25 protein-coding genes are annotated in these 26,462 nt (G+C 56.1%); 12 read left to right on the top strand and 13 right to left on the bottom strand.

The features are described from left to right. Positions 1 to 184 precede the first annotated feature (184 nt). Together BLR25_RS10635 and BLR25_RS10630 are read right to left on the bottom strand one after the other, a co-directional pair. A complete protein-coding gene (locus tag BLR25_RS10635; protein WP_091937402.1) occupies positions 185 to 3,154 on the bottom strand; it encodes a Tn3 family transposase in 2,970 nt (989 codons plus the stop codon). 2 nt (positions 3,155 to 3,156) lie between these two features. Then, entirely contained in the window at positions 3,157 to 3,717 is a 561-nt protein-coding gene (locus BLR25_RS10630; RefSeq protein WP_091937400.1) for a recombinase family protein, read from the bottom strand. Between the two features lie 159 nt (positions 3,718 to 3,876). Between BLR25_RS10630 and BLR25_RS10625 the strand changes: the two genes are divergently transcribed. The 6 genes from BLR25_RS10625 to BLR25_RS21265 all read left to right on the top strand — a co-directional run bounded on the left by BLR25_RS10625 (position 3,877) and on the right by BLR25_RS21265 (position 6,437). Next, positions 3,877 to 4,242 carry a CopG family ribbon-helix-helix protein gene (locus BLR25_RS10625; RefSeq protein WP_425438690.1) on the top strand — a complete coding sequence of 122 codons (366 nt, stop codon included), beginning with the start codon at positions 3,877 to 3,879 and terminating at the stop codon, positions 4,240 to 4,242. Next, positions 4,242 to 4,517: a type II toxin-antitoxin system RelE/ParE family toxin gene (locus BLR25_RS10620; protein ID WP_091937398.1), complete on the top strand. Its 276-nt coding sequence runs from the start codon at positions 4,242 to 4,244 to the stop codon at positions 4,515 to 4,517. Before BLR25_RS10625 ends, BLR25_RS10620 begins: the two co-directional genes overlap by 1 nt. A 14-nt stretch (positions 4,518 to 4,531) precedes the next feature. Then, complete coding sequence (locus BLR25_RS10615) at positions 4,532 to 5,173, top strand: DUF6904 family protein (RefSeq protein ID WP_091937397.1); 642 nt, start codon at positions 4,532 to 4,534, stop codon at positions 5,171 to 5,173. Between the two features lie 132 nt (positions 5,174 to 5,305). Further along, positions 5,306 to 5,581: a hypothetical protein gene (locus BLR25_RS10610; RefSeq protein ID WP_143009830.1), complete on the top strand. Its 276-nt coding sequence runs from the start codon at positions 5,306 to 5,308 to the stop codon at positions 5,579 to 5,581. Between the two features lie 8 nt (positions 5,582 to 5,589). Then, positions 5,590 to 6,261, top strand: coding sequence for an SWIM zinc finger family protein (locus BLR25_RS10605; RefSeq protein WP_176785841.1), 672 nt, complete (start codon positions 5,590 to 5,592; stop codon positions 6,259 to 6,261). A 5-nt stretch (positions 6,262 to 6,266) separates the two neighbouring features. Then, positions 6,267 to 6,437, top strand: coding sequence for a hypothetical protein (locus tag BLR25_RS21265; protein ID WP_176785840.1), 171 nt, complete (start codon positions 6,267 to 6,269; stop codon positions 6,435 to 6,437). Positions 6,438 to 6,533: 96 nt separating this feature from the next. Here the strand turns inward: BLR25_RS21265 and BLR25_RS10600 are convergent, their stop codons facing one another. Then, entirely contained in the window at positions 6,534 to 7,919 is a 1,386-nt protein-coding gene (locus tag BLR25_RS10600; RefSeq protein WP_091937391.1) for a PDDEXK family nuclease, read from the bottom strand. Between the two features lie 548 nt (positions 7,920 to 8,467). On the opposite strand from BLR25_RS10600, the gene BLR25_RS10595 reads away from it, so the two are divergent. Continuing rightward, complete coding sequence (locus tag BLR25_RS10595) at positions 8,468 to 9,070, top strand: hypothetical protein (RefSeq protein WP_091937389.1); 603 nt, start codon at positions 8,468 to 8,470, stop codon at positions 9,068 to 9,070. Between the two features lie 193 nt (positions 9,071 to 9,263). Here the strand turns inward: BLR25_RS10595 and BLR25_RS10590 are convergent, their stop codons facing one another. From BLR25_RS10590 to BLR25_RS10570, 5 genes are read right to left on the bottom strand one after another with little or no spacing between them, the layout of a single operon-like run. Continuing rightward, positions 9,264 to 9,740, bottom strand: a complete 477-nt coding sequence (locus BLR25_RS10590; RefSeq protein WP_091937387.1) for a Mov34/MPN/PAD-1 family protein — start codon at positions 9,738 to 9,740, stop codon at positions 9,264 to 9,266. Further along, complete coding sequence (locus BLR25_RS10585) at positions 9,728 to 11,350, bottom strand: ThiF family adenylyltransferase (protein ID WP_091937385.1); 1,623 nt, start codon at positions 11,348 to 11,350, stop codon at positions 9,728 to 9,730. The genes BLR25_RS10590 and BLR25_RS10585 overlap by 13 nt, the downstream gene beginning before the upstream one ends. Beyond that, positions 11,350 to 12,495, bottom strand: a complete 1,146-nt coding sequence (locus BLR25_RS10580) for a CBASS cGAMP synthase (RefSeq protein ID WP_091937383.1) — start codon at positions 12,493 to 12,495, stop codon at positions 11,350 to 11,352. Before BLR25_RS10580 ends, BLR25_RS10585 begins: the two co-directional genes overlap by 1 nt. Then, on the bottom strand, positions 12,488 to 13,510 hold the full coding sequence (locus BLR25_RS10575) for a CBASS cGAMP-activated phospholipase (protein WP_091937381.1): 1,023 nt from the start codon (positions 13,508 to 13,510) through the stop codon (positions 12,488 to 12,490). The genes BLR25_RS10580 and BLR25_RS10575 overlap by 8 nt, the downstream gene beginning before the upstream one ends. After that, positions 13,503 to 13,745: a hypothetical protein gene (locus BLR25_RS10570; RefSeq protein WP_091937379.1), complete on the bottom strand. Its 243-nt coding sequence runs from the start codon at positions 13,743 to 13,745 to the stop codon at positions 13,503 to 13,505. The genes BLR25_RS10575 and BLR25_RS10570 overlap by 8 nt, the downstream gene beginning before the upstream one ends. Before the next feature lie 280 nt (positions 13,746 to 14,025). Here BLR25_RS10570 and BLR25_RS10565 point away from each other — a divergent pair, with 280 nt between their 5' ends. From BLR25_RS10565 to BLR25_RS10555, 3 genes are all read left to right on the top strand, one after another. After that, a complete protein-coding gene (locus BLR25_RS10565; RefSeq protein ID WP_091937377.1) occupies positions 14,026 to 14,724 on the top strand; it encodes a response regulator transcription factor in 699 nt (232 codons plus the stop codon). After that, the gene (locus BLR25_RS20990) at positions 14,696 to 16,879 is read left to right on the top strand and encodes a sensor histidine kinase (RefSeq protein ID WP_143009827.1); all 2,184 of its coding nucleotides are present in this window, start codon (positions 14,696 to 14,698) and stop codon (positions 16,877 to 16,879) included. Before BLR25_RS10565 ends, BLR25_RS20990 begins: the two co-directional genes overlap by 29 nt. A 146-nt stretch (positions 16,880 to 17,025) precedes the next feature. Further along, on the top strand, positions 17,026 to 17,547 hold the full coding sequence (locus tag BLR25_RS10555) for a hypothetical protein (protein WP_091937373.1): 522 nt from the start codon (positions 17,026 to 17,028) through the stop codon (positions 17,545 to 17,547). A gap of 346 nt (positions 17,548 to 17,893) precedes the next feature. Here BLR25_RS10555 and BLR25_RS10550 read toward each other — a convergent pair whose 3' ends face one another. The 3 genes from BLR25_RS10550 to BLR25_RS21945 form a co-directional block, all read right to left on the bottom strand. Continuing rightward, positions 17,894 to 19,279, bottom strand: a complete 1,386-nt coding sequence (locus BLR25_RS10550) for a PIN domain-containing protein (protein WP_091937371.1) — start codon at positions 19,277 to 19,279, stop codon at positions 17,894 to 17,896. 117 nt (positions 19,280 to 19,396) lie between these two features. Beyond that, positions 19,397 to 19,573 (bottom strand): DUF3606 domain-containing protein, encoded by a 177-nt coding sequence (locus BLR25_RS10545; RefSeq protein ID WP_091937688.1) that lies wholly within the window; start codon positions 19,571 to 19,573, stop codon positions 19,397 to 19,399. A 35-nt stretch (positions 19,574 to 19,608) separates the two neighbouring features. Further along, positions 19,609 to 19,899, bottom strand: a complete 291-nt coding sequence (locus BLR25_RS21945; RefSeq protein ID WP_091937369.1) for a DUF3892 domain-containing protein — start codon at positions 19,897 to 19,899, stop codon at positions 19,609 to 19,611. Positions 19,900 to 20,354: 455 nt separating this feature from the next. Here BLR25_RS21945 and BLR25_RS10535 point away from each other — a divergent pair, with 455 nt between their 5' ends. Continuing rightward, positions 20,355 to 23,120 carry a UvrD-helicase domain-containing protein gene (locus BLR25_RS10535; RefSeq protein ID WP_176785839.1) on the top strand — a complete coding sequence of 922 codons (2,766 nt, stop codon included), beginning with the start codon at positions 20,355 to 20,357 and terminating at the stop codon, positions 23,118 to 23,120. 238 nt (positions 23,121 to 23,358) lie between these two features. Here BLR25_RS10535 and BLR25_RS10530 read toward each other — a convergent pair whose 3' ends face one another. Together BLR25_RS10530 and BLR25_RS10525 are read right to left on the bottom strand one after the other, a co-directional pair. Beyond that, positions 23,359 to 24,009 carry a ribonuclease HI family protein gene (locus tag BLR25_RS10530; protein ID WP_091937365.1) on the bottom strand — a complete coding sequence of 217 codons (651 nt, stop codon included), beginning with the start codon at positions 24,007 to 24,009 and terminating at the stop codon, positions 23,359 to 23,361. 72 nt (positions 24,010 to 24,081) lie between these two features. Beyond that, positions 24,082 to 25,212, bottom strand: a complete 1,131-nt coding sequence (locus tag BLR25_RS10525) for a Fic family protein (RefSeq protein ID WP_245715527.1) — start codon at positions 25,210 to 25,212, stop codon at positions 24,082 to 24,084. Between the two features lie 242 nt (positions 25,213 to 25,454). On the opposite strand from BLR25_RS10525, the gene BLR25_RS10520 reads away from it, so the two are divergent. Beyond that, positions 25,455 to 26,117, top strand: a complete 663-nt coding sequence (locus BLR25_RS10520; RefSeq protein ID WP_091937362.1) for a hypothetical protein — start codon at positions 25,455 to 25,457, stop codon at positions 26,115 to 26,117. Positions 26,118 to 26,462 lie beyond the last annotated feature (345 nt).

The raw sequence follows: 26,462 nt of genomic DNA, 5'->3' as shown, positions 1-26,462 counted from the left end.
CGAGGGCTTAGGAAAATCTGTCGGTCTCGGGGTGCTTGGGTTCCGGGCAGGTCGGGGAGCCCCGCCCCCCAAGTCTAAATTTCTTGCTGCCCTCCTGGCGATCACCTGGAGCCCCGAGGGCTTAGGAAAATCTGTCGGTCTCGGGATGCTTGGGATCAGCTCACGAAACGGAAAAAATCGTACGCTAAGCCTCGCCGAGCATTCGCAGCGGCCGGAACTTGCCTTGCTCAACCTGCTTGTTCTGCCGCCAGATGTAGTCGCCGGTCAGGTTGATGTGCTCCCAGCCCAGCGGCGACAGATGCGGTAGCAGTCGCTCGTCGATGTTCTTGCCCGAGTCGCGTAGCGACTGGACTGCCCTTTCCAGGTAGACCGTGTTCCACAGGATGATCGCAGCCACCACCAGATTGAGGCCGCTCGCGCGGTATCGCTGGTTCTCGAAACTGCGATCACGGATTTCACCAAGCCGGTTCAAGAACACGGCGCGGGCCAGCGCGTTCTTCGCTTCGCCCTTATTCAAGCCAATCTGCACGCGGCGACGCAGTTCGACGTTCTGCATCCAGTCGAGCGCGAACAGCGTGCGCTCGATACGCCCCAGCTCGCGCAAGGCCACGGCTAGGCCGTTCTGGCGCGGGTAGCTGCCGAGCTTCCTGAGCATCAGGGAAGCCGTCACGGTGCCCTGCTTGATCGAGGCTGCCAGCCGCAGGATTTCGTCCCAGTGGGTGCGGATGTGCCTCACGTTGACGCTACCGCCGATCAGGCCGGCGAGCGTCGGATATTGCTTGGCATCGCCATGGATATACAAGCGCTTGTCGGCCAGGTCGCGAATGCGCGGGGCGAAGCGGAAGCCCAATAGGTGCATCAGCGCGAACAGGTGATCGGTGAAGCCCGCCGTGTCGGTGTAGTGCTCCTCGATGCGCAGGTCGGATTCGTGGTACAGCAACCCGTCCAGGACATGGGTGGCGTCGCGTACCGTGGCGTTGATGACCTTGGTGTGGAACGGCGCGTACTGATCCGAGATGTGGGTGTAGAACTGCACGCCTGGCTCCTGACCGTACTTCAGGTTCACCTGACCGGCAGCCTGGCCACGGCCGCCAGCCTTGAAGTTCTGGCCGTCCGATGACGACGTGGTGCCGTCGCCCCAGTAGGCGGCGAAGGGTTGGCGGAACTGGCTGTTGACCAGTTCGGCTAAACCCGCCGAATAGGTTTCGTCGCGGATGTGCCACGCCTGCAACCACGTCAGCTTGGCGTAGGTTACACCGGGGCAGGACTCGGCCATCTTGGAGAGACCCAGATTGATGGCATCGGCAAGAATGGTTGTCAGCAGCAGATGCTGGTCTTCGGCCGTCGCGCCACTCTTGAGGTGCTTGAAGTGGCGGCTGAAGCCGGTCCAGCCATCGACTTCCAGCAGCAGTTCGGTGATCTTCAGGTGCGGCAGCAGGCTGTACGCCTGCTGCATCAGCGCCTCGGCCTCATCCGGCACGGCATTGTCCAGCGGCGTAATCTTGATTCGCCCGGTGCTGGTGATGGCCGCATCGGGCAGTTCGTTGGCAGCGGCCAGCTGCTCGACTGTCGCCAGTTGCTCTTGCAGCAGCGCAAGACGAGCGTTCAGAAAGCGGTCGCAGTCGGTATCGATAGCCAGGCCCAATTCCCGCTGGTCACGTTGCGCCGCGAATCGCGGCGGCGGCAATAGGTAATCCTCGAAATCCTTGAACTGGCGCGATCCCTGTACCCAGATGTCGCCGGAGCGCAGTGAGTTCTTCAGTTCGGACAGAATGCATAGTTCGTAGAAACGCCGATCCAGCCCATCTTCCGTGTGTACCAGGTTTTCCCAGCGCTTGCGCACGAACGACGTGGGCGCGTCGTCCGGCACCTTGCGCGCCTGACGGTCGTTCATTCCCTTGAGCACTTCGACGCCGGTCAGCAGTTCGCGCGCTGTCGGCGCGGCCTTCATGGTCAGTGCGTCCAGCAGGGTCGGAGTGTAGCGCCGGAGCTGGGTGAAACCGTCACCGACCAGAGCCAGGAAATCAAAGTCTTCCGGCCTGGCCAGCGTCTCCGCTTCAGTGATGCTTTCGCTGAATACATTCCAGGGGATGATCGCCTCGATGGCGGCGAACGGGTCGCTGCCTGATTGCTTGGCTTCCAGCAGGGCGCGTCCGATGCGCGAGTACAGCCGCACCTTGTCGTTGATCGCCTTGCCGGACTGCTGAAAGCGGTCGGCATGGTTGCGCTTGGCTTTGCTGAACAGCGAACCCATGAAACGGTCGTGCAGGTCGATGATTTCGTCGATCAGCGTGGCACGGGTGTCGAGGATCACCGCGACCAAGGTTGCAATGCGACGGTTTGGCTCCAGGTCGCGCAGGTGCTGGGCTGTCATCTGTCCGCCTTCGCGGGCGAGCTTCAGTAGACGGTTCTGGTGAATGGCGTGTTCCAGGCTGCCCGGCAGCACCAGGTCGCGAATGGTTTTCAGCCGTTCCAGGTGGGCCAGTACATGCTTGGGCTTCGGCGGGCCGGGCGGCTGGCGTAGCCAGATCAGTCCGCTGCCCTTAGTGCCCTCTCGGATCGCCAGCAGGCCATCGAGTGCGCGGCGGTGGAAATCACCGAGCGGCGCGGTGAGCGCTTCATAGACCTGGCGCGTGCCACGTGTCAGCGCCTCGCTGCACACGCGCTCGATGACATCGACGGTCGGAAGGATGATGCGTTGCTGCCGCAGCAACTCAATCAGCGCTTCGGCCAGCACGATACCCCGGTCGGTCTGCTGCGCCAGATCGGCGAGCTGATGAACGAAATGCCGGTAGTCAGCGACAGCGAACGGCGTCAGCTTCAGCCAAGCCTGCAACTCCAACAGGTGCTCGCGCCGCGTTTCCGGCCGCTGCGCGTACTTCGGCCAGATGTCCGGCTCGATGCGCAACTGGCGACCGACGATGTTTAGCAGGGACGCGGGCGGCTCTGCCTCAGTAGGCAAGGCAAAGCCGGGATAACGCAGGTAGCACAACTGTACCGCGAAGCCGAGCCGGTTGTGGCTACCGCGCCGCTGGCGGATCACCGACAGGTCGGGTTCGGCGAAGGTGTAATGCTGGATGAGTTCATCGTCGGTGGTCGGGAAGGCAAGCAGGCCGGCACGCTCGGCGGGCGTCAGCAAATTGCGGCGCGGCATGGTCAGTCATCCGTTTTCAGGTATTGGTACAGAGTTTCCCGGCTGATGTCGAACTCGCGGGCAAGCTGCGCCTTCTTCTCGCCAGCAGCGGCGCGACGCCGCAACTCGGCCGCCCGATCCGGCGTGAGCGCCTTCTTGCGGCCCCGGTAGGCCCCGCGCTGCCTGGCGAGCGCGATGCCTTCGCGCTGTCGCTCGCGGATCAGGGAGCGCTCGAACTCGGCGAACGCACCCATTACCGAGAGCATCAGGTTCGCCATCGGCGAGTCCTCGCCGGTGAAGGTCAGGTGCTCCTTGGCGAACTCGATGCGCACACCGCGTTGCGTGAGGCCTTGCACCAAGCGACGTAGATCATCCAGATTGCGCGCCAGGCGGTCCATGCTGTGCACCACCACCGTGTCGCCTTCACGCACGAACCCGAGCAGCGCGTCGAGTTGCGGACGCTGCGTGTCCTTGCCCGATGCCTTGTCGGTAAACACCTTGTCCACGTGGACCTGTTCCAGTTGCCGTTCCGGGTTCTGGTCGAAGCTGCTGACGCGGACGTAGCCGATACGATGCCCCTGCAAGATACCTCCCGATCTGTGAGTGTCAGGCAGAAATCTATGACCTTGCACGGCATTCGTCAAGAAATTTAAAACTCGGCTCTATTCTGACGCCAGCGAATGGGCTATCCTGACATCCGGCTAGGGTATAGCTCAATCTGACATTTTTGCCTCACCGAATCAATGTTAATCACTATGATTGGTGTAATATCAACTCTCATCAAAAAGGATCGTGCCCAAACCTACCGGCCGTCATTCACCAAGTTCAAGGGGAACATCATGCGCAAAGCTGAAACCCGTGTGCTTACTGCACATGTACCCATCCCACTCGCCGAGAAAGTGGATCAGTTGGCCGACCGCCTCGAACGCTCTCGCGGCTGGATTATGAAACAAGCCTTGTCAAGCTGGATTGCACAAGAGGAAGAGCGCGATCGTTTGACGCAGGAAGCACTGGCTGACGTCGACGCCGGTTGCGTCAGCGACCACCAGGCTGTGTTGGCCTGGGCTGAAAGCCTTGGCACTGACCGGCCGCTACCGGTGCCGCGCTGATGGAACTGAAATGGACCAGCAAGGCGCTTGCCGATTTGGCACGTCTGCACGAATTCCTGGCCCCACTGAACAATCCCGCCGCCGCGAGAGCAGTTCAGGCACTGGTGAAGGCCCCGACCGTCCTGCTCACCAGTCCTCGCATCGGTGAGCAACTGTTTCAGTTCGAACCGCGCGAGGTGCGGCGGATTCTGGTCGGGGACTACGAGATTCGTTATGAGATTGACGAGTCCGTAATCTACGTGCTGCGACTGTGGCACACCCGCGAGGATCGATAACAAGGGAGAACAATATGCTGGAGTACCAACTTACACCGCACCATGCCGGCGTCGCGCTTTGGGGCGACTTTCCCACACTGGACCGGCTTCATGGGTTTGTTCATCACATCGTCGAGGAAAGCAACTACATCGAGGACAAGGAGGGGTTCGTTCTGGGTTTGGCCTACGATGTGCGCAAAGCGTTTGAGGGACAACGTAGTCAGGACTATCGCGGCGTTTCCAAAGATGACCGTTACCGCATCTATGGCGTCGAAATTCTATGGCCGGTACTCTTGGTACAAGTCGGAGTGCTGCGGCAGGCAATGGCGTTTATCCCGACCAACAAACTCGACCAAGCAATCATGTTCGAGTTGGAGCACGTCGTTGAGTCCGCCGTACGAGCAGCTATGCCGGTCACGGCTGACGAAGTTATCCATCGGATAGGGTGTATTGGAAGCGCTCCCTACATACACCTTGATACCGTGCTCGATAGCCGTTGCCGGTATTTCATAGAACTCCCTGCAAAACAGCGGCTGAAGATGCTGCCGAAGGTGATGGAGACGTTTGATCCGATGCACAGCTTGTTCGCCGAAACGGGATCAGGCCTCCGACAAGGCGTTATCTCTTTCGACGCCTTTGTTGATGGCAGACAGGATTGGCCGGACTTCAAGTGGTGAGTCGGCAAGTTGCCGCCTTAGCGTACGATTTTTTCCGTTTCGTGAGCTGCCCCCTAGTTTTGTCATTCCAAGTGCGATCGTCTTTTCCAAATTTCGAAAAACGAGGTCCCAGCTACGGCGCTCTATGCCTCCATGGTTTCGGCCTATGCCGGCGTCGTTGTCGGCACAAGGCCGTTGCTTTTGAGCTATGGCGAGTCTGGCATCGGCATCCTGCTCCTTGTCAGCACGCTCATCACTATCGGTTCGGTGGTCGTGTTAGCAGCACAGGGTTGGATCGTGGCGTTTCTGCACCGCCTGTTTGCCAAGGCCTCGCGCAAGACCGCGTTGATCTTGATGCCGCTGCTGACGTTTTTCGCGTCATGGAGTTTTATAGCTCTTTTCTGGCAGGTAGCCCTGTTCTTGCGTTGAGGTGTGCCGTGTTCGAAATCGTCATCCTGGTCGCCGTTCTCTGCCTTGTCGTTTTTCTTCTTTTCGGAAAAAGGAGCGAGCCGGAGGTAAGGACCAAAGCACCTCTCAAAGAGGAGCGTGTCGTCGAACGCCGCTCGCACAACCATTCCCCTGCCCAAACAGCATCCGAAGAAGACGTTTCTGCGAAAGTATTTGACCTGCAATTCTCATTCTCTTCGAGCGGCAAAAAAACCGTCCATTCAAGAACGCAGGACGCCACCTACGAAATCGATCTTGGCGAAATCACCTGCACATGCCCCGACTTCGCCACCCGTAGCGGTTTCCCGAAAAACCACATGTCCCGACTCTGCAAGCATCTGATGGCAAGCCTCGACGCCGCCAAAGCTTTCTCTGACGACCCGTGGAAAGCTGCGATCGCCAAGAACCACCAAGGAGGCCCGGTCGAAGCGCTGATGATTTCCCCGTCGAAATCGCAACCGGTGTTGCTCACAGTTTCTCGAAACAAGGACTGGGTGAACGTTTTCGCGAGGAAAAAGCGTCGCGGCGAAACCATGGCCACAGCAAGTGGCGAAATCGATCAGTTTGGCTGGTCTGTGGCGGAAAGCAGATGGTCCTACGGCGAGGCACCACCCGGCGCTCGCGAACTCCGAGGAATTCTCAAAAAAATCACGGCCAATTAACGACGATGGCCATCACTGACTTCCTCGAAAAAATCGAACCGATCGCCCTTTCCGCGGAGTCGGAGGCTTTGCTGCAAGAAGCTTTCTCTGGCGACACTCCTGGCTGGGGCGACGAACCTCGCTTGATGGCGGCGTCACTTCTCGATCTGGCGGCCCAAATGGACCAAGAGCGATGAGCAGGCCGCAGATTTTCGCCCTTCTCATCGCTATTTTTGGGATTGCCCTCGGCCTCTTTGCGTTGCGCGCGAAAAAGAAAAATCAGGAAAAACGGATCACACCAACCCGAGTTCTTCCTTCACATCCTGGGCGGTAAGCAGGCCACTTCTGCTGAAAATTCTCTGCAGGCCGTCAGGCCCAAGCGTCAGTTGATTCGGATCGCGCAATTTTGCGTCAACCATCACAACTAGCGCCTCTGCCTCTACCAGGATGACTTCACTGACTTCGGTCTCCATCTTTAGACCGCGGATCAGATCGTCAAACTCGTCATTGAAACCGCTGGAGACGAGGACGTAGTAGAGGTTGCGCAGGTGCCTTCGACGCTTGATTTCGCGGCTTTGTGTGGTGATGTATTCGCGAATAGTCCGGTCGTCAGTTCCCATGGAATAGCCGTTTTGCCGGGCCTTAGAGTCCCAGAGGATCGCGTACGAATAGTCGTTGGCCAAGGCTAAGCCGTCTTGAATTCGCCCTTGTCCCTGTCCAAGCAGCTGGGTCTCGTAGCCAAGGATGGTGAATGCTGCGTGTACGCTTTTTTCTAAGGCTCTAGGCACGCTTGTGCCAGACGCCTTCGCTGCTAGTTCAAGAGTCCCGTCGTTACTCGCCAGCAGGGGAATGATGTTGATGATTGGCGGTACGTAACTATCCGGAAGGTGATCGATACTAGCCGTTGGCGGTACATCAAGCGATTTGACTTCAGCAGCACTCGCGCTAATCGGCAGTGCGAGTTGTTTTTCCTGACCGACGTTCCACCAAACGTGCTCAACGTCGTACAAGGAGAAAGCCTTTTTCAGCCTGTTCGAAAACAGCTGTTGAAGCTCAGCATGCAGGCGGGCGAAGTCGATATAGGCATCGGCAAGATCGTCTGCCGTTTGGTATAAATTGAGATCGGACAATGCCCGGACGCTGTTTGTGAAGAAAACAGGCCATTTGTCTGGTGCCTGGATCTGCCAGAAATAACTCAGAAAGAATGGGATGCTCGACGGTTTCGGACGGGAGGCTTTGCTATTTCCGTTGGCGACATGGTCGTCTCCGATGCGGCGGACATAACTTGCGAAATTGCGGATCCTGCTCTTTGCACTGTTTTCATCGGGCGGCGCCGGCAAAGCACTAATCAGTTCCGCAACCAATTCATTCTCATCCAGGCAAGCGTTGTAGATCAGGTTGAAGAACATTTGTCCCTTAACCCCTTTGAAACCCCACAACTCGTTTTGCTTGTTGATTCTGTCGACCTCCGGCTTGAACTCGGAAAGCGGGAGTTGCCCATTGAGGAATTGAGTGAGTACGGGCAGCAGCCTTTTGGCTATTAGGGAGATGCGCTTTTCATCCAGTTCGGCGCTTTCTTCCAGAGGCGTCTTGAGCGTCTCTTTACTGGGAGGTGCCTTTAAGTACGCATCAAGCGCCTTGAGAGCACGGCTAGTCTGAACTTCGTCAAGAATGGGCATTTTGTCTCCCCGTCATGTATGCCAATGGTCGCCAATGGCCTTCAAGCAGCAATCGTTTGTGAATCTCGCCATCTGATAGACTACCATGCCATTGTCTTGACTTGGCATAAGAGCGAGGACTTCTCGTGCAATCGCGACTCTTGTTGTTAGCATTCTTGGCAGTTTGTGTTGCTTGTCCGGCGGAGGCCATGGAGTTCTCCCACGGAGGCGCAAAAGAGGCGTGCTGAGACCCCGACGGATGCAGATTTTGGGTCGAAGCTCGCGGGGACTTCACCCAGAACACAGACAAGGAGTTTCTTGCCTTCCTCAGCTCAAATCGTCGATTTCCGTATTCGGTGATTCGCTTCCATTCAAGCGGCGGAAATATGCAGTCCGCGATTAGGCTGGGGAGCATGCTTAGAGAAAGGAAGTTTGACACCGAAGCCGATTTTTGTGCGTCAGCGTGCCTTTATGCCTTTCTAGGCGGGGTTAGAAGATCCACGGTTGGTGATAACCCGCGGATAGGGATCCATCGTTTTTATCGTTCTCAGGCTGCCTCGAATCCGACGATGAAGCAATTCACCGGGGTCGACATGGATTCAACACAACGGCTCATGGCCGGATTGTTGTTCTATTCGCCTCGGATGGGCGTTGACTTGCGGCTAATCGCTCTTTCGATTGACGCTGGTCCATCCGAAATGCGATGGCTTGAGAAGGGCGAGCTTGAACTTCTTCACGTGACCTATGAACCCGGCCGATGGACCGACTGGCGAGTTGTCACTCCAAAGAATTCCCAAGGCGTTCTTGCCATTTCAGAAACACAGGACAAGACCAGATCTATGCAGCTCCTTTGCTCACAAGGCCGCGTCCTTTTTTCTGTGATTGACGAAAACGGTGATGCTGAATGGCTGCGCCAGTGCCGTGATTCTCGCAACTCCCATCGACTGTTCGGAGCCGACATTCCTTCGTCGAAAGTGGAGGTGCTCTCCAATCCGTCGGGGATTGTTTTCCAGCTGCCGCAGAAAGCGATAGTCGTATCCACTCCTGCTATTTTCGCTTTCGACAACGATGACTACCCGATGGCCTGCAAAGACATCGAAGGGAGGTATTTCGGCACCATGGCGGGGTTTCAGCGAATGTGGAAACTTGCCATAGGAAATTGCGTTGATTGATGTCGAGCGATTGGCCTGAGTATCACTATGCCAAGCGCTTGCAAAGGCATCTCGCAAAAAACGAGGCGCCAAAGGCTCTGTTGCCCTACGCCAACCAATGTTTCGCCGGAAGAACCAAAGAAAATCGAGCTCCGCGCGGACTAGATCAACGACCGGACTAGACGCACATCTCCAAGTTGAACGGTGATGGCAACTATGTGCATGGATGCAAGACTCGGCCGTCCGCGTTCGATGACACCAGTTCCACGTGCAAGCCTGCCCTGCCTACTATGACAGCAAGGAAGGGGCGTTTGTCTTTCCGCTCAGAAGCCAATCTCCTCCATTCTGACCGGTCGATCCCAGACGGAATGGGGAGGTCTTGAGGATGCGAATGCCACTCGCCCAAGTACCTAACCGCTCCTTGGCTATTGCTCCATAATTTCTGTGCGACTTCCGCATGACCTTGCGGAAGCCGTTCGAACGAATACCGTGACCTCAGATCCCCGGCGGTCGGGAAGGTTGCGTCGACAAGGTTTAGATGCCAGCCCCGGACCTCGCCAAGAAGCAGGCCGCCAGCCTCGGCATCACTAACCAAGCACTGCACGTGCTGCCGGAACACATCGAGAACCTTGTCGTCGAAGTTGACCAGGATTCGCTTGTCCAGCGTTGTCCATCCACTTACGAACTGCATGCAGGGCATCCCGAATGTTTCAGAAGGTTGCAGTCCGGTGTTGCGTTCTGGAACCGGCTATCGAGGACCCTCGTACGCAAAGTCGGCGCATCATCGTTGTTGACCCAAGAACTGACCATCTCGGCACCAAGCGCCGCCGCCTGCAGGGACACGGTTGCCGGAAATGGGACATACAGCCCCTCACATCCTTGGCCCGCCAATAGCTTTGGCATTTCGCCCTCCACAGCCTGCAGCAGTCCGGCCCGATTGGCATCGCAAAGGCAACGAAAGCATCCACCCTTTTCGTTGGCCCTTATCACGCCGCGAACAGCAACGCCCGGTCCTTCGATCCATACCGTCAGGAGCGCTGCATGCCGGTACTTTCGTGCCAACCAATGGCCCAACGATTCCTCGCCTGTGGCGTCAATGAGTAAGTCGAAAGCGCCAAGCTCAATTTCGCGCACGTCCCGCGGGGTGGCCGCGATGTTGGCGCCTGGCGAGAAGGCATCCAACTCTCTCTTCAGCGCGACAGCCTTGTTGTTGAAAAGCCCCGAGACCCCGAGCCGATGGCGCCCAAGATTCTGCGCCTTCAGGTCATCAAAATCGACCATCTCAAGGCTCCCACCGCCAGTGCCGGCACCGACCTTCAGGAGGAGGTCAGCGAGGTAGCCGCCAATAGTTCCACAGCCGACCAAGACCAATCGCTTCCCGGCCAAGGTTTTGCGGCCAGGTTGGTTCCTCTCGGCCATGTATTGCTCGTCCAAACGGATCACCTCCAGCGGAATAACGGGAAGAGAGAACAGTGGCGCAATCTTCTTCTGCCGCGCGCCTCGTTGCGAAGGCGACTCGTTCCCTAAGTCAACCCAGGCGCCGTAGGTCATGAGCGGCGACTCGATGATGAAGATCGCTGACAGCGCCTTGGTCGCGCGGGCTTGCTGGATGCGTTCCTGAAGTTTTTTCCGACACCGCTTGTCGAGGAGCCCTTGCCACTCAAGCAACTGTTGCACGTTTTCGATAGGCCAGCGCATGTTATGTGGTCTGGGCTTCGTCGTCGTCTTGACTCGGTACGTCACAGCGGCGCAATCGACCGTGGTCCAGCCGAGCTGCTTCAGCTTGGACTGGGTTCGCGGCAGGTCGTCAGTCACTACCGGGTAGGTGTTCGGCCCGTTCTTGACCGCCTTCAGTATCTGTTGTCCAAGGCGGGCGTCACGCAAGTCGACGAAGCAGATAATGCCCGTCCAGTATGCATAAAACTCATCCTCGAGATCGTCGCAGAATTTGCCCGCAAGGATGCCCTGGAAGACGTCAGTGGCTCGATCCAGGCAAGCAAGGGTTTGGCCAGCCGGATCGAAAATATCGAGAACAACGGTGCCTCGGGCGATGTAGCAGATGTCGCAGTCCGCGCCCAGGTGCGGCACCACTAGCGGCAGGCCAAGGGGGCGCTCAAGCAGACGCACCCTCGGGTATTCGCTGAAATTCGGGGCGACCTGAAGCTCGCACGCAAAGATCTTACTCCCGCCATCCAGAGTGCCACGGTAGACAAACCAGCCATCATTGGAGCGGCCTTTGAAATCAAAGCCGCGCTGGCGAAGACTGTCGGTCACATCGGCGATCAGTTCGTCAGAGGACATCAGCCAGCCTTCGAACGTCCCACCAACTCGCTCGCACCTGCCACCGCCGGCGCTGCGGCGACCGTTGCAGCGACAGATACCACCTTGATCCGATGCGGGCGATTCGGGAACCGCTGGCCGAATTCTTGCTGCATCCAGATGCAGACTTGGCTTTCGCTCGACGCATGGAGTGACGCGCGCAGCACACCCTCAAAGCGCTGGAGTTCGCGCGCAGCTTCCTCAACCTTGTCCTTGCCGAGACGCTCGGTCAGCGATTCCTTGTCATTGACCGGATTGATTACGCCTGCGCGCAGCGCGGCAGGAAGGCCCACCAGAACATCCAGAAGAGCAAGGTCGTCGCGACCGTGCCGGCGCTCGAACAGCGGTACGGCCGCGGCCATGATCAGGATGGACGCAGGGCCGCCGCTGGGCCACTGCCAATCGCGGAAGGCCTTGAGGTAGCGAATGACGCGACGCAGCTGCTCGCCACGGGCCAGCACTTGGTCTTCGAACCAGTCTTTGACCGGACGGGGGTCCGATTCCCACCAGCCTTCTTCACGATGAGCCAGCAGCACGACATCACTGGGCAGCTTCGACCAGGAATCGCGCTCCGCCAGGCGCACCGCTTCGGCCGAATCCAACGTGTGATAGGCCGCCATTGCGGCCTTGGCAAGGGTCAGGAATTCATCATCCGGGATGGCGTAAAGCGGGACGTCAATGTGTGCCGTCTCCGTCACTTCGATCCGAACACAGGTCGACGGCTTGTCGGTAATGAGTGTCCAGCCCTTCTCTAGGCACAAATCCGCCAAGCAGGCCTCGGCCGCCTTGAAGAAAATGGCCGTTGCAGCGCTCGGGCGCTTGGTCTGTTTGACGAAGCTCAGCGGCAGGTAGCAGCCGTCATCGACGTCAGCTTGCTGGGGATGTTGTGCCGGCGCGTTCAGCGTCTTGTATGCCCACGATCCCTGGGTGAAGAAGCGCGGCGTCGGAGCCTTTTCGGCGAAGCCGGCGGCCTGAAGCATCTTCGGGATGCCGTCCCGCAGACAGTTGCGAACGTCGGTCTTAGCCTGGGCGAGGTAGATCCTGTCGCTAGGGCGCAGGTCGAGCGAATCCAGCAGGTTCGGCTCGTTCAAGTCGGTCGTGTGAAAGAGAGCAGTGAGGTTAAGCATGTTGCGGCTCCGATAGGGTCGTGGAATTCTTGTTTGGGCCGTGGAAGAACGTCGGAGCGGCGGCCCAATGTGCTCGAAACGGTTGGAATTTCGGATCACCAAGCGCCCTTTGTACAGCGTGCATGCCCCGATCACGGAGGGTGTTGGTCGACGCGATTGAGACCCGGTCGAGGGCCTTCACGTCCCGGCTTTGGTCTGGCGTGGCCTTGTCGTCGATGGGGAAGTAGTCATCGCCAAGGGACTGTCTCAGCATGTAGTCCACGGACGACTCTTGGGCCGAGATGACAAGGTCGAAAAGCCCTCCCCTCCACCGCGCAAAACCACGGTCGAGGTTGGCATCACCACGCACGGTCGCGCCGATAGTCATGGTGCCAATTGCCAGAACACGCACCCGTGTTTTCGGGATGCCCTTTGCCAGAAAAGTATTGACCTCGTGCAGACCGAAGAAACCGGGGGCGTTGCCGACCAGTCCTCCGTCAGCAAAGACTCCACGCTCGTTACGAGAGAGGGGGAAATACACCGGCGCAGCTGCAGTGGCCACAGCCACATCCGTCAGCTTCATACGGTGATCTAGCTCGAAAGTCGGATGGTGTGGTGTCTTGAAAAATTGACCACGGCCAGTCGAATAGTTGACGGCGGGCACGAGCACGCGGTGCTTCAGGTCACCGATGGTCTGCTCCCCGAAGCGTTCGTCCAGGACGGCCCGGAGGCCATCAGAAGAATGCTTGGCTTTCCACCAAAAGCCGGTCAGACGACGCCACAGTGAGCGGCAACCAAAAATTTTGTTGCCGTGGGTCTCGAAGATCGCCTTCAATTCTTCGGCCGGAATTTCGGCGGCCAACCCCAGACCAAGCAGCCCTCCGGCCGATGTCCCGCAGATCAAGTCGAAATGGGACGCGATGGGGCGGCCGAGCACCTTCTCCAGCTCAGCGAGGACCGTAGCGGTGTACAGCCCCCGGTATCCACCGCCCGAGAGCGCCAGAATGTGAAACGTCGGAACCTCTGCTTCAGCCATGGAAGAACTCCTGAAGGCCGCAAATAGAGGCTGACCAGCCAACGTGCGGCAGGCGTTGTGAGACGTGGTCGTAGGGGGAAAGCTTGGGGCGCAAGGCGAAATTCGAGAAGGCCTGCGAAGGCTGCAGCTCCTTATTGGCTTTGGCTGCGATGATGCTGCCCAACATCGGGTGGAAGTCATGGTGAGGCAGATCGCGGATAGCGGAGATGCCGTGGGGAAGGTCTTCAGTGCGCACTCGATGCGATTTAGTGTGAGAGTTCAAATCTGTCTTGTCCGTTACTGGAGGCTGCTGTTTCGATGGATAGAAGTGTGTCAGAAGGCTGGAAAGGGTTGGTTGAACGACGGTTCAGGTGTTTGGTCCGCCGGCCGCCAAATGACATGATTTCGTAGGAATCATCCAGGGTTTCGTATCCCAGCCGGCACGTGATTACGAAACCTGAACCGAACATCCTCGAATCTTTTGCGTGGACGTGCGATGCTTCGAGTTTTCTAAGCCCCCTCTATCGAGGCTAACTATGACACGCATCGCCATCATCGAAGACGTACGCGAAGACAGCGACAGCTTGAAGGTCTTGATTCAGAGATCGTTCGATGCGGAAGTGTTGCAGGCCTTCAACAAGGCCGATGCTGAGGTTCTGTTGAAGGAGGGAAAGTTCGATTTGGTCATTATGGATATCGAACTCGGAGCCGGCGCAAAAAACAGATATGCCGGACTAGGGTTGTTGAGTGACATCCGCGCGAACTGGCCAACTATCGTTGTGTCGGGCATGCCAGAGGACAACCTCAGGAACTTGGCACTCACGCTGCACGCCTACGACTTCATTGCCAAGCCGGTCGATGAGGGGGACCTCATTAACAAGATTGAACACGCGCTTGACTGGTCGAATTCAGACGCGTGCAAGGATTTAACCACGCAACAGGGTTTGCCGGATGGTCTCACCGCCGACCCTCAGCGCAAGAACAGATATCTGTGGAAAGGACGGCCTGTACCCCTAACGATGACGCAGCTCAGCATTCTTCAGTGCTTGATCGAGCGTCCCGGTAGTGTGGTGGAGACGCGAAATCTCGTGAAGAATCTCAAGTCTGGAATGACGGGAAAGGCAATCGCGACGCAACTTTCAAACGTGCGGAGTAGGTTCCGCGAGGTCGACCCAGATTTCGAACAAATTGAGAACGAGCCTGGCCGTGGCTATCGCTGGAAAATCGAACCATAAACGTTGGCTTCAACGCCTGCGAAGCTGGGACTTTACACTTGGCACCGTCGTCCTGCTGGCCCTCCTTATCGCCGTTTTAGGTGGAGCGGTCTTTGACATTAGTACCTCCGCGAGTCGAAAAGAGGAGCGGGTGCAGGCGTCTGAATTGAAGGGGCAACTTGCACAATTCCTGCTGCGCACACGCGAGCCTGATGGATCGTCGCTTCTCGAGAATCCTGTAGATTTCTCAGCAGTCTCCCGCCCGTTGCGTATCGTAACGCTGCGGCAATCGTTCTTTTCCTACGTGCTACAGACGGGCAACGCTAAGGCGTTCAACACTGGTGACATTACCTTCGAAGCACCCCGCGCGTGCCAAGTCGAGTACCCTGGTTCTCGCAGAGAGGGAGCGCTGGCGGGGAATCTGAGGGCATGCTTCGCCGTTGTTCCTGGTGACCAAGCCGGACGTTATGTTTATTTTTCGTTGCGGTACCCATCAAATAAGATTGAACGCCACCGCGCTGGCCGGCAACTCACTAAGGTGAATCGCGTGGTGCTCTTTTTCAATGGGCATCGTGAGAGCCGACTCACCCTGGTCTACCAAGTGCCACCGTTGGCTCGCTCTCGCTATCCGTCACAGCTCGCACGCTTCGAGCAAGTCCATGAGATCTCCGGGTTTGCGACAAGTGAAGGAGGGTTTTCGTCTCGACTTGTGAGCGGGCAAGCATATGAGAGTCAAGTAGAAGAAAATGGAAGCGCTCCACGGAACTTTGTGACTGTGGTGGGACGTCTGGATGCATCCTTCCTCCATCCCGCCAGTATGGAAGATCCGTGGCCGTCTGCGGAGTTGAAGAGAATCGCCATAGGTGTGAAGATCTATGACAAAGCTGAATCCGATTCCGAGACCTCCATTCTCTTCGACGTACCTCCGGGTAAAGAAGGAACGCCGCTTGCGTCCTTGACGCAGGCGTACCTCGCGGCAGTTCCATCGCGGGCATCGCTGCAGGTGACATCCCCTGGTACAGGGGGAAAAAGGCGAGTTATCTGGCGCTCAGATGAAGCCGCTATTACTCAGTCATCCACCCGATTGGACGGATGGTGGCAAAACATCGCGGACAGCTGGTCCGAGCTCATAATCTCCAAAGGAGTACTTCAGAGCGCACCTGTTCAAGCCAGCGAGACAGTCCGGATTAACGGGTTCGGGAACGCAAGTGCGTTTCTTACTGCTACTCCTTTTACGTTGCCAGATCTTGCCACGCGGGCATTTACCTGGATTTCCGCTGCTGTTGCGCTCATCGCGATCTTGGCTTTTTACTGGGGGCACAATGTTCTGAAGCTGAGACGGCTTCGTGCAGTGGCGTATGCAATGACCGTTCGACCGAGCGGCGGTGGTGACCTGAAGCAGTTTTCAGCACGAAGCGAAAATGGCACTCTCGCACGCGTTTTTTATCTCTTGCTCACCCGAAGCCGATCGAGGGACGCGAACTTGGTAAAACGCCAGCGTAAGCAGGAGTTCCTGCGAGCCGAGAAGTTACGACTAGCTGAAGCTCATGTGCAGAACCGCAAGGCAATCTTGGACGCCATCGGGCACGAGATTCGGGCACCGCTGCAATCCTTGGTAAATACGACCAAGGGCCAAGAGGCTGTTCAGCAAAAACTCGCCAGAATCCGACGCGCGGTGGAAGCTCTTCACGCGGCAACCAGCGTGGAAGACGGGCTTCGCTCAGGCGATGTTGCGACGTCCCCCCATAATCTGGCAGATTGGCTGCAGCGCTTCGCGTATAACCTCGACGAAGACGGTAGAGGCGTAAAGTTCGTCGGCCCAGCGCATGAGGTCCTTGTGCAAATGGACTCCATGCAACTCGAACAGATCCTGGACAATCTACTCGAGAACGCAGAGCGCTTTAGAGTACCCGGCAGCAAAATCGAACTTCGGTTGACCGAGTACAGTAGCCTAATCGAGCTAGCCGTCTTCAACTATGGCGAGCCTATCCCAGACGCTGACATCGAGAGAATTTTTGACCTCGGGGTCACCGACAGTGATGCGCCTAGCAACAGCGGCCTCGGGCTCTTCGCGTCGCGCATTTATGCATTAGCCATGGACGCAACCTTGAACGCGCGTAACGAGGTCGATGGTGTCTCGCTGGTTCTGCAGTTTCCGCGACCTGTCCCGGTTTGAATGGCAGGGACAAGACTGTCCATACCGGGTGAATTCTATGCTCACCAGTATTAAACGGGGGCGGTTTTGCGTGCCAATCAACAGGCAGAGCTGAAAAGCTTTGCCGCTTTGTTGCTGCGGGATAGCCCTTCTTTTAGAATGCTCGCATGACTTTGCCAGAGCGCGACTGCGCGGTGATCCGCGCTGAATTGTTCGAAACCTTCTCCCAAGCGTTACGCGACAGATTTGCGTTGCCCGGTTTGGCGGTAGCTCCTTTTTCACCGCGCATTTTCCATGAGCTCGCCAAGTGGCCCGCGGCGGACCGGTATTTTCCTCACTGGGATTGGAAAGAGATCCATCAGCGCATAGTGAACAAGCCGTGTCGATTCGAAGCTGTCCTCCTGCTTGACGATCAGCCGCTCGGCGTCGCCATCGGGCGCCCTTCGCGAGGCTGGGATTACCTAGGTATCCCGAGGCTCGAAGCTCGCCCGGGAGCGCATCCGCTGGCCGGCCAGATTGCGGCCACGATGATCAGCCTGGCGGTGCTGTATGCTGCAGAAATCCAGCTCCCGGAAGTCCGGCTCCTAGATCCGATCGAGGAGCTGATCGATTTTTACGTGAGCCTGGGGCTCTCCGTTGCCAGGAACGCTGATGGAGAGCTATACTTGATGCGGAATTCAGAGGAGTAGCAGCATGGCAGTAGTTCGTTTACAGCGCGCGGTAACGTACCCTGCGCTTGGTTCTGGTACAGGAACACCTGTCGTCACTAGCTTGAAAGCAAAGGTGGCGCGGGCGGTTGCGTCCATCCCTACTGCGGACAGCGCTGCGCTGAAGAAACTGGGTAGACGCGGAGTGGTCGTCGGCGGCGCTGGAACCACGCGAGACGTGTGGGATTTCTAAGCGGTTTGGGCGGCTTAGACGAGGAAAACCCCGGGATCCCGGGGTTTTTGCTTTTGTGGGCCGTGGTCGAAGGCAACGTCAAAGTCAAAGCAATCACGAATCGGTGATTCTCCTGCGCTATTGGGCCACATCGCGCTATCTATCCCATTCAGTACCGTCGAATTCTAGATCATTGCGGCTCAGAGGATTTGTCGCGTCACTCAACTGGCGGATGATTCTAGGTGGATGGAGGAATCGCATAGTATCCATATCAACGAGGTCGCTGACCTGACGCTCGGTCACGTCTTTCGCGATGGATAGGGTTTCCCGGACTTCGCCGTATAAGTTTGCTGCGGTTACCGTAGCCTCCAGCTGGAAATTCATTTCTGTGCGAGGATCGATCCACGCTATAAGACGGTACTCGTAATCGTAACCGTGCCTGAAATCTTCACAGGCGATCTCGACAACGGATGTACGCTCCGGCTCCATCAAAGTGACAAATTCATGCTTGCCGGGCTTAATCGGGGAACCGAAATCTCGCCGATTAAAGAGATGCGGAACAATATGGCTTTGACGGATAGCCGGTGGCTTGGGGCCTGCGGGAGACGCGACAACATAGCGTCTGTTGAGGAAGCCTCCTTGTGCTGATAGGCGAATCAACAGTGACTCCGCTGGTACTTTCCCTGCGTTTTCAATTCGGAGCGTTATTTCCACATGCCCAAAGTTCAGTTCCAGCTTACGCTCATACGCTCCAGCAAACTTCGGAATCACTTGACTTACCCAGCGCTGATAACGATCAGAGAGGGAGAAGTCATATTCGCCAAGGCAGTCGATGGATGCTATGTCACGACTTTGCTTCTGCATAGGATTCAGTCGAACAATAGTGTCTACAATCGCGCTCCGTTCCTTCTGGCTCAGGTCTCGAATTCGGAACACTGGGACGACAGCCTGATCTGTGCTGAACGAGAGCGATAGCAAGGGCTGACCATTTTTCATGGCATCGATTTCACGCTTGAAAGCATCCGCACGCTTCTCTGCCTCTGATTTCTCTTTAGGGCGCAGCCAATTCTCGCCAACGTGGTGCACACGAAGACCATATAGCTGTGCAAGATGCAACGGGCGGATATCCTGGCTGATGAGCACCCGATTCGCGGGCGGCGGTCCGCTAGCGGACAATGACTGAGCGACGATTCTGGAGTCAGCCTCGTCCCGGTCAAGGTTTTGAAAGTGCTCCCAGTCGATCTTAGCGCAATCGGCGAACGCGAGTTCAACTCTCGGAGCGGGAGATTCTCTTATGGTGAGAGTTGATTGTTCGCCGAGCAAAGGGCGAACCGTGCGGTTAAAACGCCTCGCATGGTCGCCGAGGCGTGCGTTGTTCTTCTTTGAGTCCACTTCCTGAAGTACTGTGGGAACTAGCAGCACGAGGATGGGACCTACATCATGAATTTCCCGCCATGGCAATTGTTCCAACGCGAGACATTCGAGCACAACGTTCGCGTCGATAAAGGCCACCACCGGGAATCGGCTCCAGTCAATATCCATCCAATTGGATTCGCATTCTATTGAATAGCAAAAAGCCAAATTCAGCCAGACCAGCTTTTATCTACAAGCGCCCCTTTACCAAACGGTAAAGTATAGTAGCTGAGGCAGAAACAGCTACTAGGCCCGAAGATGCTGCTTAACTTGCGCTGTTGAAGGTCCGACAGCTTTAACAGCCTGAATGATCTTATCCTTGGACACACCAAATTTCTTACTCCAATAGTCAAGTTCCCATGTTTCATGAATATTGATTTTGGTTGGATCTTGCGGTTGCTTGATTTTCAAATTGTCGACCATGTAAATCTCCTCAATAGACAAAAATATACGCCTTCTTATCCACACTCTGGCAATGCCAACAGATTGTCGGATGGTTTTCCATCCGAAACGGTCTGAAGATACCGAGTCCCTCTGCTATTGGTTTTAGCGACCAACTTTGCCACGTTCCCTCGGACGTCTTTGACATAAGCCTCGTTACCTTCATGTACAAACTTCCACATAGACTCACGATCGGATTTCCCCGTCGCCTTCGTGCTTTCATTAACCCACCCGAAGCGGCTAATAGCCTCATGAGGATTTTCGTGATAACCGCCAGCTTTGTTGATGCAGGTAATTCTTATGCTCATAGCAGACTCCCATATTGACAAATGAATGTAACAAAACTCAGTAATGATGCTCCTGTATTATTGCGATATGCAAGAGGGAAATTTTATTCTGACAAAAATCTCTCGAAATTGTGCCAGTCGGAGATCGCGTCTAACGCACTTGTCGGTTGGTAGATGTCGATTGTCTGAGTTGCGCTCGGCATAGGATGAAATTGTTGAACTAGTCAGCACGACTATTCCCTTAAGACAGTGGTTTATTACGTGGTTTGTAGCGTTCATCCATGAGAACAAGGCGCTCCAGCCGTTTATCGTCGGTGCACCGCTGCCGTAAACGTACTCACACTGTTGATCTTCCGACAGCGCAATGAGCCTCTTTGCGAGAACTAAAATTTCGTGGATATTGTCATGGTCATGGCGGTAGTCTTAATGTTGTCATGCTTGTAGAATTTCATCATACGACGAAGGTATATCTAGGCATGGGATTCAAACCGAGTTTCTTCGGTAAGCTGTTTACTAGGTCTGACCATTGGACGCTGGTGTTCAGCGGGGATACTGTTGTCATTCAGGCAGGTGCAACGGGAATAGCCACAATTCCATTGCCATCCATCCAAACGGTTAGCGTGCAGAAGGGCCTGTTTTGGGCAACAGTACGTCTTAACGCGGAGTCCTCCGTCGTAACGCTGCGTGGAGTCAGTCGGGGCCAGTCAATTCGGCTTCAAAACGAATTGCGCAAGGTCATCAGTCAGGCGCTTAGCCGTTTAGCCGCTCCTTCAGCCCAGTTTCTGACGTCAGTCATTGCGAATCTTGAGGCGCTTTACGAGCAACCACGATATCTGGCGAATCGAGATCTTCATCTCTGGGGTCAAAGCCAGGCTTCTGAAAATCTCGAAATACGTAAGCTGATTGAGCTACTGAAGCACCCCTATTTCGACAAGGCTCTCCTCCCCCGTGACTTGGAGAGCGATATTCAGCGTCTTCAAGATGTTCTTACCGGCCAGCGCCTGGAGTTGGCCCGTCGGAATGAGCGTTTTGTGGCGAACGAGATGAAACGGCTCAAGCCGTTTTTCGACGCGGTCGAGAGCCAGCCCCTCACAGACGAGCAACAACGTGCGGCGATTGTTTCAGAAGACCGTAGCCTACTGATCGCCGCGGCTGGATCCGGGAAGAGCTCAACCGTGGTGGCCAAGATCGGCTATGCCCTCGAAACCGGATTTTGTTCGCCAGCGCAAATACTTGCACTGGCCTTCAACAAGACGGCGGCCGAGGAATTGGATACCCGCATTTCCACGCGTTTGGCGGCGCAACTGACGGGCCGTGGCTCAGTCACTTCCCGAACATTCCATCGACTCGGCTTGGACATTATCGCGGCCGTCGAAGGCAAAAAGCCGGATTTGGCGCCCTGGGCGAATGAAACGAGAGATAGCGAAGGCTCTATCGTTGAGGAACTGATCCATACGCTGGCAACCACCGACCGTAGTTTCCTCGAAAAATGGGTCACTTTTCAGGCGGTTTGCTTTAGGCCGAACAAGGAACTGCCACGCTTCCAGACGAGACAGGACTATGACGCTTACCTTCGCCAGGTTGGGGAAGAAAGAGATGGACACAAGGGCATCCGTTCGCTGAATGGCGAGCTCGTCAAGTCCATGGAGGAAGTCGCCATTGCCAACTGGCTCTTCATGAACGGTATTCCCTACGAATACGAAAGGACCTACGAGTACGACACGGCGGATCAGCAGCATCGCCAGTACCACCCGGATTTCTATTTTTCCGACATCGACAGTTATCACGAACACTTTGCGCTCGACGATAACGGCAAAGCACCTGCCATCTTCAAGGGCGACTACGAAGAAGGTGTCCGCTGGAAGAGAATGCTTCACAGCGAAAAGCATACCGACCTGATCGAGACCACCAGCGCCATGTATCGGGCCGGTACGCTTTTCCGGCATCTGGAAGCGGAGCTCAGAACCCGTGGCCAGCAATTCAAACCGAGATCCCCGCAGGAGGTTCTGGCGAGACTTGCCGAGTTAAAGCTGCCCTCTTACGGCGGATTTATTCGCACGTTCATGACCCTGTGCAAGTCCGGTGGGTTGAGTCCGGTCACATTGGCCGAAAAGGCCAACAGCCAACGCGATCGTTACCGAGCGCGGGCGTTTCTGGATGTTGTCGTTCCGGTTTTTCAGGCGTATGAGGCGAAGCTTGCCGAGCTGCGCTGCATTGATTTTGAGGACATGATCCGGACGGCCACGAGCTACGTGAGAGAGGGAAAATTCAAGCACCCCTATCAGCTGATCCTTGTGGACGAGTTTCAGGATATTGCGCACGGTCGTGCCCAGCTAGTATTGGCGATGCTCACGCAAAATCCGGATTGCCGGCTCTTTGCTGTTGGCGATGACTGGCAGTCAATCTACCGGTTTACCGGGTCTGACATTGGCATCATGGCTAATTTTGCGCATCACTTTGGAGTGACCGCCACGAATTACCTGACCCGGACATTCCGCTCGAACCAGGGCATCACCGATGTCGCGGCGAGTTTCATTCAGGCCAATCCATCGCAACTGAAAAAAGCGGTCCAGGCCATCGATACCGCCAAGGAAGCGACCATTCAAATTCTCGAGTACGGCGCCGATGACGATGTGGAAGCGGTTTTGGCCGCCGAGCTCGAAACGCTGGCGGGAATTGCCCAAACGGAGCAGCGCTCCCTCAGAATCTTTCTCTTGGGACGCTACAACCATCTCCGTCCGGGGTCGCTCACCTCATGGCAGAAGCGGTATGCCGGCGCACTGACGATCCAGTTTCTCTCGCTACACCGGTCAAAAGGACTCGAGGCCGATTATGTTTTCCTCTTGGGGGTGATCTCGGGGCCCTATTCGTTCCCCAGCGAGATCGTTGACGATCCACTGCTCGATCTGGTTCTGCCGGTGCCCGAGACGTTCGAGTATTCGGAGGAACGTCGTCTTTTTTATGTGGGGCTGACTCGGGCCAAGCGCCGAACTTACGTGCTCACCAAAAAATCCCGGGTTTCGCGCTTCGTACAGGAACTGCTCAAACCGCACAACCGCGGGACCGTCATCTACCGAAGTGGCAAGGCGAGCGGCAATCACCCGGAGGTCGAGCCCTGCCCAGCGTGCGGAACCGGAGTGTTACGGGTGATCAACGGACAGTATGGGCCGTTCATGGCCTGCTCAAATTATCCCGACTGTTCCGAGAAGAAGAAATTGAATGTAGCCCGCACGCGGCGATAGCAAGCGCATGCTATCGCTTTGGCAGACGCATGGCATGTGCCATGCGGACACTCCCATTGACTGACTCCCATTTAGGACCCGACGCGCCCCGCCCTATTCCGATCGCTCACCAGGCACATCGAGGGGGTGTGACGGCTTGATCATCCTTCTGGTGCCAGAATGACCGTCGTGACTGAGAGACCCATTTACTGGCGATGGCCGGCGTACTGATGACGATCCCCTTCTGTCCCCACAACGGTCAGTCCAGAAATAACGCTTCTCTCAAGGCGGCAGGCAATAACTGACGATGCCAATAATCGTCGTGGCCAAAATTATTGGGAACTCTGAGAACGACGCCTTTCTCGATGGCGAGTTTTGTTGGTTTGCCGTTTTCACGCAGCTTGGCCTTGGTCATTTTCTTGCCCAGCGCAACGGCTGAGAGGCCGAACGGTTTGGCGATCTCGGAGATTTTCATCCACACCGCACGATCGATGGTGTCCTGCTCGATCACTCCCAGTGCTTTCTTGCTGAGGGCGTCTGCTTCCACATTTTCGGTTCTCGGCACCCAGCACAGTTTGATGTTCGGGATCTGAGCTTTGAGCGAGATTGCCGTTTTGCAGAGGGGCACCAATTCCTTCGCCTTAATGAGCCACGCCCCGTTGACTTGATTGATGACGAGTTGGCTATCGCCATAGACGATCAGGTCTTCAACTCCTGCCTGAATCGCAGCATCGAGTACGGCCATGAGCGCCGTGTACTCGGCTTCGTTGTTTGTGCCGTGTCCGATTTCTTCACTGATCTCGATCAATTCACCGGCAGGTCCCCGCAGAACACCGCCGATACCACGGATCCCGGGGTTTGTTCCCTTGGTTGCACCGTCAAACCAGGCTTTCCAGGTGTTTTCGTTCATGTGGTCCTTTTGGCTCTTCTCTAAGATTGCGCCAAATAGCGAGCAAGTATTTCCCAGGCGTGGACCTCTTCATCAGGCGGCCAACTCATATCCTGTGCTGCGCCCACCACCAGATGATTTTCGTAGTATTCCGAGTTCCAATAGATGCGTAATATCTCGCAACGCGGTATCTGGAGAACACTTGGCGATGGCCGCCCATTTGCTGGTTGTGAGCTTGCCCTCGAAGCCGTCCAAGAGGCGGTTGAGTAATTTGATCTGTCGCTCATTGATCGGCGTAGCAGCCAAGCGTTGCCAGAAATGTGCTTTGACCAGGACTGCATTCAAGGTGGCCTGGGCGCTTTCAATGGCTCGGCCGAGGGTATCGAGGAACCATGTCAGCCATTCGGTGACATCGAGTGTACCTTTTTGCGTGTGTTCGAGCACATCATAATAGTCGCGGCGTTCGCGCTGAATCTGCGCGGACAGGCTGAAAAAACGCTGGCCGCAGCCATCGGCACGAGCCAGGAAGAGATCACCAACGGCCCGGGCGATGCGACCGTTACCATCGTCGAACGGGTGTAATGTCACAAACCACAGATGTGCCAGCCCCGCCTTGATAAGCATAGGCTCACCGGTATTCCCATTTGCCCATGTCAGAAAACGAGCTATTTCCCTATTGAGTTCCTTAGCTGGCGGTGCCTGAAAATGTACCTTGCGCCGCCCCATGGGACCGGAAATGACTTGCATGGGCCCATCAGTATCGTCTCGCCACTGCCCGACAGCGATCTTGCTCATACCGGAATATCCGGAGGGAAACAAAGCGGCATGCCAGCCAAACAGGCGTTCAGCGGTTAGTGGTTCTCGGCTATGAGAGGTGGCATCGAGTACCATTTCGACGACGCCATCAACGTGCCGATCCACCGGAGCGGCTGCGCCGATATCAACGCCGAGACGTCGCGCAATCGATGACCGCACCGATTCAAGGTCTAACATTTCGCCTTCGATCTCGCTGGTTTTCATCACGTCTTCGGTGAGCACCGCGAGACTCGCTTGATCACGCAAAGCCAGGCCGGCATCAGCCAACCTTCCCAGTAGGACGCCTTGGGCGTGGCTGACCTTAGCCAAAGGCCCAGCGAGTACCGATAGATCGTAGCGCCAATCGGGCCAGTCGCTGGCTTGCCAGATATAAAGTTTTTCTCCGCTTATCATGCGGTTATTAGACACTCAATTCATCGCGTCCGCAAGTTAAATACCGCTAAATATGCGGAGATTAACTTACTAAATACCGCATTGGGTCAGATTCCGACGCAATTCAACAATGAAGTGTATGCGTGAGGCCTGTTCACACTAAGCGCTGGTTACTGTATGCTTTAAGCATTATTGTTGCCGAAGATCCGCATCGTCTGATTGATAATGGGAAATTCGAGGCGCATGCACCTCGGGCGCTTTTTTCCAAAAAGGAACCTATGGAAGAAGAAGACGTTGAGCTGTTCGAAAACGAGATGCTCTCGAGCGAGGACTCCTGTCGCGAGGCACAAGAAGCAGGAAAATCGATGCTTGAGAAAATCATGCGGCATCTCCGGTGGATTGATGCGCACATCGACGTAGGCGCGGAGCTGCTGGAGCGACTCCAGCCGCCGGCTGACGGAAAAATTTCTATCCGATGGGCGAGGCGGAGTGGGCGCATCGTCCCTCAACCTGTCATGTGGAAAATAACCAAAATTGGCAAGCAAGGCATCAAGAAGGGTGCCCCCAATTGGAGGTACGAGCGACTTGGCCTGGACAGGTTGGTAAATAAACTCAGAAAAACAAAGGGTTTCGAGGATACGCACGAAGAAACCAAGCTCGTCATGGGGATGGTCGTCGATCTGCTGGAGAGGCGCCGACAAATCATGCCGCGAATCTATGACAACAACAGAATCGCCGCCACAACTATTTTCGGGCATGAGGATCCAGTTACGAACATAGCCCTGCAGCTAAACAGGCTAAACAGGACCATTCCGGAGCGAAAATGGGAGGTTATCCTGGCCCAGCATGAGGAGAGAATTGCCACCAAAAAGGCAGCAGCAAAAGCAGCTGCAAAAGCAGCAGTAATAGCCGCAGCCAAGAAGGCGATGGCGCCCACGTAGGTTCGTAAAGAGACCGAAATCTAGAAAAGGGGGCCGACGCCCCCTTTTTTTTCTGAGGCAGTTATCCCCGTGATTTCACCGAGCTAAGCGACAGAAGAAAATCCCCTCTAAGGCTGCTATCCACCTAAAATCACCCAACTAAATCGCAAAATCACTTAGCTAAACTCTAAGGCTGTGATCCCCATCGAATCACCGCACTCGAAAATTCCCCGTTTGCCCAAAAAAAGGCAGATTTCGAAGTTGTCGCCCCGGGGTTTCCGCCCCCCAAGCCGAATATCTCGTTGCCCTCTCTGCGGCTACTTGGGCGCTGCCGGTTTGGGGTGAATTCGTCGGCCTTGTGTTGTT

The organism is Propionivibrio dicarboxylicus (assembly GCF_900099695.1).
GTDB lineage: Bacteria > Pseudomonadota > Gammaproteobacteria > Burkholderiales > Rhodocyclaceae > Propionivibrio > Propionivibrio dicarboxylicus.
The sequence above is the reverse complement of the archived record's forward strand: the minus strand, read 5'-3'. Positions and strand labels throughout refer to the sequence as shown.